This window comes from Paraburkholderia terrae, from assembly GCF_002902925.1.
GTDB classification, from domain to species: Bacteria; Pseudomonadota; Gammaproteobacteria; order Burkholderiales; family Burkholderiaceae; genus Paraburkholderia; species Paraburkholderia terrae.
The window spans coordinates 213,748-225,364 of the sequence record NZ_CP026114.1 but is presented as its reverse complement, the minus strand read 5'-3'; the positions used below and the strand labels follow the sequence as shown (position 1 = coordinate 225,364).

Here is an 11,617-nt window from a genome sequence, read left to right as displayed (position 1 = left end):
CGACCCACCTGAAATGAAGCATTGCTGCAAAGAGATGGCGCAAAGGTATGACTGACCGTTACTCCCGCGCGGTTGAACAGACCGGTAGAACGCGTGGTTGTGTCGGAGCGTGGGTGATCAGCGTGGCTCGAAAGAACGCTCTCGACCTCGTTGTTCTGCATTGAAACCTCTCGATTGGTTGCACCTCTGCCGCCATGGTGAGGCGCGGCGCCGGCGAACGCTATTCGTACTGCCTAGAAGGTGTAGGCGACGTTCAGGAAAACGTTAATGGGATTGATCCGGATCGTCGATCGGGAAACGATGTGCGTTCCATTTGCCGTCGTCCCGTCCAGGGTGAGGTGCGTCTTTAGCGGAACGTAGCCAACAGCGGTTCCGACAGACCAGTGTTTCGTAATCGCGTAATTTGCCCCGATCTCGAATACCGGATTCCAGGATGAACTGAGTGACGCGTGTGCCGATCCGCCCGGTCCAAGGTTATCAGTGACAAACTGACTATTAGTTGTACGAACCTGTGTGAACCACGTGTAGTTCACGCCTAACCCGACGAAAGGACGGAATTTCGACTGGGCCGCAAACAGGTGGTATCGAAAGACGATAGCGGGCGGCATCGGTCTCGTCGACCCGACGGTGCCATACTTCGCGAGCGTGCCATCACCAACCAGGTTCACTGTCAGGGGGAGTCCGATGAGTGTGGCAACCCCGAAGTTGTCTGTGACGTAATACTCGGTGGTAATTCCCATCGTATCCGTGGACGTCGCGTGCGCCCCGGTACCGGTTAGTTCATGGTTCACAGGTTGGCCGCCAACACTCTCCACGGTGAGTGGCGTTGCACTGCTCTGCGGCGCGACGTGGAGCCATCCTATCGACAGCGTCATGCTTCCTGCTGTCTGGGCGTTGGCATTGTCGGTAAGCGCAGCCGACCACATACAAGCTGCCATACCGGCAGAGCTGATCATTCGCCTGTAGTTCCTCAAGTGTCTTCTCCTGTCTCGTTATGTGGGTATTTTTATTAACCAGATGCATCTTGCTAAACCGATCCGCGTACCGTCTCAGGGCGACGTGTCGTCCTTCATAATCCTTGCCCTGCGTCAAAGTTCATCGACTGGTTTAGTAACTAGTAGTACTAACTTGAGTAAAATTAAATGGCCTTCAAAGACACTGACCATTTCGTAGACGTGATGTGGAAAAACGCTGTCGCGTCGCCTTTGCAAAAACGTATTATTCGCACCCTGTCTTTTGCAAAATTACCGACGCCGTATCGCTCAATTCGCCCTTTACTTTAGTTAAGGCGCATCGTCAAGCGTTCAGCCTCAGGAGGAAACACGCACCAGGCACCGTCGCGATGCCGGAAGAAAAATAGTCCAACCGGGCCTGTCGGCAGCAGTAGCTCGATATGCACATAGGGTCCCTGGTTCGACTGCGCATGTCCGAATCGGGTAACCCGGACCGGTGTCGCAGAAGTTGGTCTGAGCCATTTTTCAACAAGCGAACGCAGGGACCTTTCTGATGCAATACCCATCTTCTTCTCCAACCAAAAACCATTACGAGCTGCACCGACGACATTTGCGTTTCGAGCTCGACGTCGGAGCGCGCGCGTGACTGAGCGCCCCCGTCGATGTCACGACTCCTGTCACCTTGACCTAGTCGGCACCTCTATTGCTGCGGCGCCATCAACGTTGCTTTCAGGACTTGCAGCGACCGAGACCGAAAAAGCGAACGAAAATCGCCCAAGCGCGGAAGTCGCCAATCCTTCGTGCAAGGTGCTGGGGAGTTCGACGTGAGCTGAAATCCCACGCGAGGTGTCCTCATTGAGGTTAACGGTCGCACCCTCGACCCCAGCTTCCACCAGTGCCGACCGTATCGCGTCTACCGTTTCGCGCCGCTTTAGCGCCGGCTTGAAGATCTTGCCGACACCCGTCAGTGGCATGGCATCTATGATCCGTATGCCCTTTGGTAGTGCGGCGCGCTCGTTGATCTCGTGACGCAGGAACTCGCCCAATTCCGCTTCGGTCGCAGTGGTGCCCGGCTTGAGCTGGACGTAGGCGACCGGCAACTCGCCCGCGTGCATGTCGGGGCGCCCTACAGCTGCGACAATCTGAACTGCGGGATGGCGATGCAATGTTTCTTCGATTGCTGCCGGGTCGATGTTGTGTCCGCCCCGGATAATCAGCTCCTTCTTGCGACCGGTAAGCCAGAAGTAACCGTCGGCGTCGCAGCGGCCGAGATCGCCGGTATTGAGCCAGCGCCCGCCGTCAGCAAGCTCCATCCAGATGCCACTGTTTTGCTCCGGTCTGGTATAGCCAACGAATACGTTGGGGCCTGAGATAACCAGCTGCCCGACTTCATCGACAACACAATCCCGCACATACCGGCCGGTTTCATCGACCACCACCGCTTTCATTGCCTGACCGGGCAGACGAAAGCCAATCGAACCGGGCCTGTGTTCCCCAAGGGGTGGGTTAATGCTGCTAACGCAGGAGCCTTCGGTAAGACCGTAGCCTTCAAGGATTCTTATTCCTGTACGATCCTGGAAAGTGCGAAGCAATTCGACGGGCATGGGAGCAGCGCCGCACAGCCCGTACTCGAGCGAGCTGATATCGCAATCGCCAACCGGAACGTCCAGCAGCGACCCGTACAGTGTCGGGACCCCGCTAAAGAAGTTGACGCGGTAATGTTCGACAATTTCCCAGAAGCGCTTGACAACGCCCTCGCCCCGATAGCCTTGCGGTGTACCGAGCACGACGTGGGCCCCGCGCGAGAACGCCAGCAGGCCCGTCACCATCACGGCATTGACATGGAAAAGTGGCAATCCGCAGAAAATCGTTTTGCCCGGACCAATGCTCTCGCCCAGGAACACACCTGCGTTCCATGCATTGGCCACCTCGTTGCCGTGCTGGCGCATCGCAATCTTCGGCAGTCCCGTGGTGCCGCCCGTGCAGAAGCAGGACGATACATCATCGATGCCTGGCCGACGCGTTCTGCCAAGCGCCGCCCCGGGCTCATATGCGATGGCGGTGCTGAAGTCGTGGATGCGTATCTGCGAAGGAACCGCGCTTCGCAAACGTTGAAGCATCCTGACCGCAAATCGCTCTTCGCCCGGCATACGGTCAGCCAGATTGACGAGCACCAGATCATTCAGACTGGGAACCTTGTGCAACACCGCCTGCACTTTTTGCCAAAGGTCGGTCCCAGCGAACGGCGCCAGTGTGACCAGCACACTGACCCCTGACGCGTTGAGCAGTTCGCCGATGGCTTCCGCTTCAAGCAGCGGATTGATCGCGCAGACAATTCCGGCCGCTTCACCGCCCCAGATCACGAAATGCGTCTCGGGGAGGTTGGGCAGTACGTATGCGATGACCGAGTCGTGTTGCACGCCCAATCGCGCAAACATGTTCGCGGTCCGCGTAATATCGTGCACGAGCTCGCCGTATGTCCAGCGCTCTGCGTTCCGGTAGTCGTCGGCCGTTGCAAAGAACGAGAGCGCCGGTGCCGATGGATCAATCGCCGCGCCCCGGCAGATCATCTCGTAAGTGCTCGTCGGCAGATCCACCGGCAGTCCCCGCCTTTCGATGGCAAGAACATCGTCCATGCATGCGACGGCTTTCATGCGGCTTCTTCCACGACGACGTTACGTTGCACGCCCAGATTGATCGAGCGGTCATAGCTCGTGATAAACGCCTCCACGACGTCCCCCACCTGAAGGTACTGCGGCCTTTCCGCCTGCAACTGCAGGAATAGCCGCCATTTTTCCGCTTCAGGCAACTGCGCCGCGGCGCGTTGCTTTTCGGGTGACGGAATGCTCAGCGCACAGCCGGAGGGTGTCCCGGTCGCGAGCAGGTCCCCGGCGCGCAGGTTCTGTATGCGGGAAAGCTCCGTCAGGGTCTCGGCCGGCCCGTAGACGAGTCCCGCAGTGGAGTCGTTCTGACGGACGGTGCCGTTCACGGTCAGCGTCAGCACGAGCTCCTTCAGCTTCGGAATGTCCTCTTTCTCAAGCAGGCAAAGATAGGGACCCACCGGGCCAAACGTCCGGTAGCTCTTGCCCTTGTAGAACTGCATCTGCGGAATCTGGATGTCACGCGCGGAATAGTCGTTCACGATGACGGCACCCGCTATGTAGTCGTGCAGGTTCTCGTCGGTGACCATTTCGCGCGACGTGATGTCACGTTTGAGCACAAGACCGAGTTCAATTTCATAGTCAAGAAACCGCACTTCGTTCGGTTTCACAACGGTCGAGTCGGCCGGAACGATGCAGCTCGTTGCCTTGGTGAAGATCATGTTGAACTTCTTCACATCGGGGTCCATGCCGGATTCGATCATATGCTGGCGATAATTCGCGCCCTGACAGATGAACTGCTGATTGGCGGTCACGGGCGACAAGCACCGCACTTCACGCTCGGGAATCCTCGGTCCATCCAGCACAAGCAGCCGTTCGACCGGATTGGCCTCGATAAACTCAGCGGTTGACCCGAACTCGCCCGGAATCGGCGTGATAGCATTATCGGCTACTACGCCCCACTGCGCGCGGCCCTGGTGCAGGTAATGCAGAACGTGAACTGCCATTGTCAATCTCCGGCTTCTATGGATAGGGATGGTTCAGGCGAAAAGCTTCGCCAGCGTGCGCAGCTTGCTGAGCGTCAGGTCCGGGCTGCGGCGCAGGTTCTTGAAAAGCGCGACAATGCTCGCTGGCGTGAATCTGGGCTTCGTGAAACTGCGCGGCATTGTCGGTCCCCATTGCGCCATTGCCTCGCGGCTGACGGCATGCACACCCGTCGACATGTCGGCCGTAAAAAGGTCGCCGTCGCAATAGTGCTCGTGCTTGTCGCCCCACGGGTCCTGCCAGTAGTCGAAGATCTGGCTGCCCAGGATATGGCGCCCAATTCCCCACGCATGCGTCCAGCCCTTTTCGCGCAGGACCCGCTGCCCCATGCCGACCGCGTCGGCGTCGACGACCTCGTAGGCGCTGTGGCTATACGTGGACACGAAGCCTTGTGCGAGCGCGAGCGTGTGGTGATCGGCCGGCTTGTCGCCGAGATCAAGCCGCATGAACGCGACGACGGGTGAACCATCGGGAAGCACCTGGACGTCGCTGGGGATGAAGCCAAAATGTTGCGCATACCATGCGCAGGTTTCCTGGTAGTCGGCGAGTTCAAGCACGATGTGTCCAAGCCGGATAATTTCTGGCGCATGCTCGGGCGGTCGCTGCGTCCCGTTGATCCGGACGGCCGCATCCACGGAGTTGAATGGCAAGGGTGACCGATGGGACAGCGTGGCGGCTGGCGCCTGGCCCCATATCGCGTCGACGCGAAAGCCCGAAGGATCTGTCAGTCGCACCATATAGCCGCCGCCGGGCAACTGTGAGCGCTCGACGTCCGAGGCGCCAGGCAGTTTTGCAAGCGCATCAAGATCTGCCCTGTTATCGACCTGTAACCCGAAGCCGACGAACCGGGATTTTGGTGCCTTCCGGACGACATAGCAGAAGTGGGAAGCACCCGTTCCCCGAAGCAGCAGGAGCGTTTCACCGCGCGATACAGTTCGAAGCCCGAAGTCATTGAGAAAATGCTCGGCTTTCGCGAGGTCTGGCCGGTCGAACATCAGATAGGCCAATGCCGACGCTTTCGTCGTGGGATCGGGGTGACGGGCCGGCTGTGCAGTAGTGAGTTTCATGGCGGGAAAGAAATCAGACGGTTCGGATGGCGTATTCGGCTTCCAGCACTGGAGCGCTGACGGGGTCACACAGCAACGTAAGACTCTCGCGCACGATACGGATTGCGTCGGTGGCCGGGCCATCGTGAAGGATCGTCCTGTCAGGCCGGACTACTGCGACCCACCCGACGGGCACCAGCCCGGGAAGGAAAATGCCTTCGAGGTCTTCCCAGCTGTCGCGCGGGGCAAGATGCAGCCGTTGCCCGCGATGGGCAATCTGAACGATGCTGCCCCCGGCACGCGCGAACGCTGCAGCCGTCGCGTGCTCGAGCGAAGCCGCGGCGTCAATACCAAACCCGATCAGGGCGAGACCCCGCCCGAGCACGTCGTCGCTCAGGCGCGTTGTGCCATCCAAACCTCTCACCCAGCCTTGGGCTATGACCGCGCCACGAACAGGTGCCCCGATCGGCGGACGAACCGGCCCACGCCGGCTTGACGGCGCGGCACCGTTGATTGCTTCTGTCTCCACAGTCACTCCATCTGTCGTTTGTTAGACCGGCCCTCGGTTGCCGTTTAATGACATTAAACTCATCGCTGATCGTTTTGTCAATATAGACAGTTGCATCTATACTTGGGTACGAACAAATGCGGACCCGATCATGCCGAAAACTGCGAATCCCCGGACAGCAAAACGCCCCGCCCGTGCGGCGCCAGTCGCCCCGGTTGCCGTTCCCGAAGAACGCGAGCCGCGCGGTGCCCGCCGCAAGCGCGAGACACGCGCCCGCCTGCTCGACGCTGCCCTCCGGCTGATGGCCGAAAAGGGCATGGAGGGCGTGGCGATCAACGAAATCACCGAGGCTGCCGATGTCGGCTTTGGCTCGTTCTACAACCACTTCGAATCGAAGGAGGCGATCTACGCGACCCTTGTCGATAATGTGTTCGAGGATTTCGCGGACATGCTGGATCGCCTCGCTGGTGGACTTACCGATCCAGCCGAGGTGATTGCCGTCTCCGTTCGCCATACCGTGATGCGTGCGCGGCGCGATCCTGTGTGGGGACGATTCCTGATACGTGAAGGGTTTTCGGCGCGTGCGATGAGCCGCGGGCTCGGTCAGCGACTGCTGCGCGACATCGGCAGCGGAATTGCCGCGAAGCGCTTTGTCATCGCCGATCCGTTTATCGGCTTTCTTTCGGTAGGCGGCACGGTCCTCTGCGCGATTGCTGCCGAGCTGAACTTCGTCGCGCCGGGTGCACCGGCGGCAGGCGTGCTCAAGGAGCTGGGCTTTAGCGGAGAACATTTCCCCGAGCGCACGGCAGCGACGCTGCTGCAGACACTCGGGCTCAAGCGCGCGGAGGCGGAGAAGATCGCCGCACGTCCGCTGCCCATCGTCGAGGAGGCGGTTGAGACGGATTGAGGCCAGACACGGTGACGGTACCGTCTGGCCGCGCCGTCATCGGCGAGCGATGGTGAGTGATCACCCCGCTTCCGGGTTGCCCTTGTGAGCTGAGCGTTGGTCGGTTGCTCGCGCAGGCCCCACCGAATGGCGCCTGGTCGTTTTTTGACGATAGGCGTCAATCGCCCGCGAGAGCGAGGACGTTAGCAATCAACTCGCGATCCCCGTTGTCAAGCGCTTCCCTGTGGAACCTTGAAAGATCGCGAAGCGCTGCTGATATGGTTTTGACCGGGTGACGTGTCGACGCAAAAAAGGGCCACGCATGCAGCAGATAGATGAGTGGCGTGAGCTCGCGGCGCTCACACCACCGATCGAAGAGCACGATACAGATGTCGTCGACCTGCTTACGCGCGCGTGAATCGACGTCCCTGCTGCTGTTGCACGCTCCGGCCCGGACGAGCGTCAATGTGGTCACATACTTGCGCTCAGCAGTTCGTTGCATTCTTCCAACCCAATTTGGATTCACGCATGTTCGCCAGCGGCGCATTGCTTTCGCCTGTCGGACAAACAGTCGTGCTTACGACACCAGCAGGTTGACAGTCATTCGTTAAGCCTCGCGCGACGCGCTGCGCTAACGCCGCGGCGCTGCGCGTCTGGGCGACGTTTGACTGTCAGACGGTTTTCACTGTCGGGAGCCGGCCGACTCTTCTGGAAGCTTTGCTTCCCACCTTTGGTTTTGCAAGGGGTTCCGACATAACATGGAAGAATGGCTCAGTCCGCCATGCCCGGTACCGGCGTACGCGTTTCGCCATCGGATCCGCCCGCCAGGGACGGGCACAACAACGGCGCCTTCCTCGTTGTGCCGGGCCCGACAGCGAGTCGAACCGGGTGCAATCTTGATGTCGCCGGAAATTCCCGGACCCCCTCGGCGATTTGCACCGCAATTCGTTGTAGCGCGCGTCGGTGGCCGTTGGCGATCGCCTCGTAGCCCGCTGACACGGGCTGACTGACGATGCTGTGGCAGGTCAACGTTTCCTGGTCACTGGACGAGCGTAGGCTCCATACAGCGTCGATGAGTGCGTGCGATCCCGGCCATGATTCGAAACGCTGTACTTCGACGGAAACGTGGTACACGGGAACCTCCTCAGCGCGTGCGACCTCATGTACGTCAAGCACGCTGGCCTGTCGTGTCAGGGCGGCCAGCAGCGCATTGCGGACTTCATCTGCGAGGGGCGACGCCCAGCGATCGTCCTCCAGCACCTTCAACTGGGCCGCATTCACCTGTACGACGAGCTGGCTCCTTGCCATGGCGGCGGGGACCTTGACCGGGCGCACGTCAATCAGAAAGACCGGGCTCGCTGTACGGTTGGCAATTGTCGATTCGCCGTCTGTGCCCAATGTATAGAAGCGGGCCGGTGGGGACGCGCACGCTGTCAACACCACCAGACCGATGCCCGTCACTATCCGCGCCATCGCGCGCCACGAGCGGGATTGAACCAGTTTCAAGGCTTATCTCCTTTCTTGCCAAACAGCAGCGCCTGGGGATGACGTTCCAGATAGTCCGCGAGCGCGTTGAGGGATTGCAGGGTACGCGTGAGTTCCTGCATTGCATCCTGGATGTCCGACTGCATCGGCGCGGCCTGCCGGAGCGTCGTTTCAGCGGTGCCGAAGGTCCGCTGCGCGGCGGCCAGCGTGTCGCGGGCTTGCGGAACGACCTCTGTGTCCATGTGCCCGAACAGCCGGTTCGCGTTTTCCAGTGCGCCATTCAGGTTGGCTCCGATCCGATCGAACGGGACCTGATTCAGTTTCCTGGCAATGTCCGCAATCTGCACCTGCAGCTCATCGAGCGTGTTCGGCACGGTCGGCAGTTCAATCGGGTTTCGGTGTACGTCTACAGTCGCCCGGGGCGCTTTCGGGAACATGTCAAGCGCCACGTAAAGCTGGCCCGTCAGCATGTTCCCGGTTCGAAGCTGTCCGCGTAGCCCTTCCATGACGAGATGTTGCAGCAACTCGTGGCCGCCCGGTGTGTCCGGCGCGGGTAGCGCCTCGCTGGAGCGCCGGCTGAGCCGGTCGGGATAAAGCGCCATGGACACCTTCATGCTGAAGCTCTTTTCCTTTTCGTTGTACTCGATACCGATTTCCGTCACCTGCCCCAACCCGATCCCGCGAAGGTCGACGGGTGCGCCGACAGACAGTCCACGCAGCGACTGGTTGAACCTCATGATCACATTGAGCGGCTGGCCGTCGGGCTCGCGCATCGCGTCCGACTCGTCCGATGCGAGTCGAAACACGGCCTTGTCAGCGGCCGGTTGTCCGGCGTCCTGGCCCGGTGGCGACTGGAACGCCAGACCTCCGACGACCACCGTCGCCAGCGATTGCGTATTGAGCTTCAGTCCATTCGAATCGAGACGAAGATCAACGCCGCTCGCATGCCACCACCGTGTATTGCTGCCGACGTACTGGTCAAACGGCGCATTGACGAAAACATTGACGATTACACCGGCGCCGTGCGGGTCGAGGGAGAAGCCAACCACCTGGCCCACCTGAATACGATGGTAGAAGATGGGGGCACCGATATCGACCGAGCCCAGTGAGTCCCCTCGCAGCGTGTACTGATGCCCCGGCTGGCCGGTCGTGACGATGGGCGGATTGTCGAGGCCGACAAACGCCGTTTGCCTTTCTGTCGACCGTCCGATGTCAACGCCGATGTACGCACCAGAGAGCAACGTACCGAGGCCCGAGATGCCGTTAGCGCCCACACGCGGGCGAACGACCCAGAAGCGCGTGCCGCTGGTGGCGAATCTTTCGGCCTCTTTGGTCAGCTGGATGTTGACGATGACATGCCGGAGATCCTTTGACAGTGCGATGGCCTGTACCGAGCCGATTTCGACATCCTTATATTTGACCTTCGTCTTACCCGCCTCCAGGCCCTCTGCGTTAGTGAATGTCACGGTGGCCGTCGGTCCTTTTTCGGTAATGGATTTGACCACCAACGCGACGCCAATCAACGCACAGATGAGTGGGACCAGCCAGATCAGGGATGGAAGCCAACGCTTTCGCGGCTTGAGTTCAGGGTCGGGGGCATTGAGAAGATGCATCACTCGGAGACTTTTTCACAGGTTTCAGTTTATTGGAGGCTTTTGGAGCCACGAAGCTGCATTCATTCATCGTCGGGGTTGGATGTTGTCCCAGATCAGCCTCGGATCGAACTGATGCGACGCGAGCATGGTAAGGATCACCACAGCTCCAAAGGCGAGCGCGCCTGGACCCGCAGTGACGACGGCAAATGAACCAAAGTGCACCAGGGTGACCGTCAGCGCGACAACGAAGACGTCGAGCATCGACCACCGGCCAACGCGCTCTACAAGCCGGTGCAGTCTTGCGCGTTCAAGTGGCTGCCAGGCAGAATCTTGGCAAGCCGCCACGGTCTGTAGCGTGAGAATGGCGAGTTTGAGCATTGGCACCACGACACTGGCAACGAAGACAATGACCGCCAGCGGCCAGTCTCCTGATGTCCAGAAGTACGCGACACCACCCAGGATGGTGTCGTCCTCTGAGCGGCCCAGTGACGAGGCGTGCATGATCGGCAAGAGATTCGCCGGAACGTAGGCAAGCGCGGCAGCGAGAAGCAGGCTCGAGGTGCGCGTCACGCTCTCCGGACGGCGCTCGTGCAGCACGGATTCACATCGCGAGCAGTGCTGATGTGGCTCGCCGCCACGCGTCTGGACAAGGCCACAGGTATGACATGCAACCAGTCCGGCATGTTTTGCGGTGACATAAGCCGTTGACCGCTTTTTTCTTCCACGGTACGTCGAACCTGGCCCAGCACCCCTGTGACTTGCCCTCGACCAACGAACGCCAGCCGGTCGATGAAGCTTCATTTCGTCGCACATGTCCCAGAGCCCGCCCGGGTCATACGCGGTGAGGACGCCCAGCATCAAGGTCAGTGAACCAAATGCGAACAGCCCTGTGCCAGGAATCACTTGGGCTACGCTCACCATTTTTACGATCGTAATGAGCACGCCGAGCATGAATACCTCGACCATGCCCCATGGCCGAACGAGCTGCACGACGCGAAGCATTCCGTTGAAGTGAGGCGGAAGCCTGCCTACGCGAAGTGGAACCAGCACATAGAGAAAGGCGAGGAGTTCGATCAGCGGGAACAGGATGGACGAGCAGAACACCATCATTGCGACGATGCGCATATCGCCGGTCCACAACGACCGCACGGCGCCGAACAGTGTGGCTTCGGACGCCATTCCGTTAGCCTTGAGTTCTATGACGGGGAAAGCCTGCGCTATAAAAAAAGTAATCAGCGCCGCAACCGTCACCGCGCAGATCCAGTCGAACGGCAGGCCAGCGCCATGTATTCCTTTCAGATTCGCGCCACAGCGCGAACAATGCGCAACCAGTCCCCTTGCACGCGCAGGCTTGCGAAACAGCAAATCGCATTCGTGACAGGCAATCAGTTTCTGATATTCCATATTGGGAACCGACGAAGTGTGAAGTTCCGGCGCCTCGACGCGGATGAAGCGACGCCTTCATCATTTTGGATAACGAACTATAACCCGCTGATTTTT

At 59.7% G+C, this 11,617-nt stretch carries 10 protein-coding genes; 1 reads left to right on the top strand and 9 read right to left on the bottom strand.

Going from position 1 to position 11,617, the window contains the following annotated elements:
- Nucleotides 1-233: 233 nt before the first annotated feature.
- From C2L65_RS42790 to C2L65_RS42765, 5 genes are all read right to left on the bottom strand, one after another.
- The gene (locus C2L65_RS42790; RefSeq protein ID WP_042314586.1) at nt 234-956 is read right to left on the bottom strand and encodes an OmpW/AlkL family protein; all 723 of its coding nucleotides are present in this window, start codon (nt 954-956) and stop codon (nt 234-236) included.
- A gap of 674 nt (nt 957-1,630) precedes the next feature.
- Nucleotides 1,631-3,607 carry an acyl-CoA synthetase gene (locus C2L65_RS42780; protein ID WP_042314585.1) on the bottom strand — a complete coding sequence of 659 codons (1,977 nt, stop codon included), beginning with the start codon at nt 3,605-3,607 and terminating at the stop codon, nt 1,631-1,633.
- Entirely contained in the window at nt 3,604-4,560 is a 957-nt protein-coding gene (locus C2L65_RS42775; RefSeq protein ID WP_042314584.1) for a fumarylacetoacetate hydrolase family protein, read from the bottom strand. Before C2L65_RS42775 ends, C2L65_RS42780 begins: the two co-directional genes overlap by 4 nt.
- Before the next feature lie 33 nt (nt 4,561-4,593).
- The gene (locus tag C2L65_RS42770; protein WP_042314583.1) at nt 4,594-5,664 is read right to left on the bottom strand and encodes a VOC family protein; all 1,071 of its coding nucleotides are present in this window, start codon (nt 5,662-5,664) and stop codon (nt 4,594-4,596) included.
- Nucleotides 5,665-5,677: 13 nt separating this feature from the next.
- Nucleotides 5,678-6,058 (bottom strand): hypothetical protein, encoded by a 381-nt coding sequence (locus tag C2L65_RS42765; protein WP_042314582.1) that lies wholly within the window; start codon nt 6,056-6,058, stop codon nt 5,678-5,680.
- Nucleotides 6,059-6,302: 244 nt separating this feature from the next.
- Between C2L65_RS42765 and C2L65_RS42760 the strand changes: the two genes are divergently transcribed.
- Nucleotides 6,303-7,058 carry a TetR/AcrR family transcriptional regulator gene (locus C2L65_RS42760; protein ID WP_081921377.1) on the top strand — a complete coding sequence of 252 codons (756 nt, stop codon included), beginning with the start codon at nt 6,303-6,305 and terminating at the stop codon, nt 7,056-7,058.
- Between the two features lie 157 nt (nt 7,059-7,215).
- Here C2L65_RS42760 and C2L65_RS42755 read toward each other — a convergent pair whose 3' ends face one another.
- The 4 genes from C2L65_RS42755 to C2L65_RS42740 form a co-directional block, all read right to left on the bottom strand.
- On the bottom strand, nt 7,216-7,512 hold the full coding sequence (locus tag C2L65_RS42755; protein ID WP_233446766.1) for a hypothetical protein: 297 nt from the start codon (nt 7,510-7,512) through the stop codon (nt 7,216-7,218).
- Between the two features lie 296 nt (nt 7,513-7,808).
- Complete coding sequence (locus tag C2L65_RS42750) at nt 7,809-8,543, bottom strand: PqiC family protein (RefSeq protein ID WP_081921375.1); 735 nt, start codon at nt 8,541-8,543, stop codon at nt 7,809-7,811.
- Nucleotides 8,540-10,135, bottom strand: coding sequence for a PqiB family protein (locus C2L65_RS42745; protein WP_042314580.1), 1,596 nt, complete (start codon nt 10,133-10,135; stop codon nt 8,540-8,542). The genes C2L65_RS42750 and C2L65_RS42745 overlap by 4 nt, the downstream gene beginning before the upstream one ends.
- A gap of 66 nt (nt 10,136-10,201) precedes the next feature.
- Entirely contained in the window at nt 10,202-11,521 is a 1,320-nt protein-coding gene (locus tag C2L65_RS42740; protein ID WP_042314579.1) for a paraquat-inducible protein A, read from the bottom strand.
- Between the last annotated feature and the right edge of the window lie 96 nt (nt 11,522-11,617).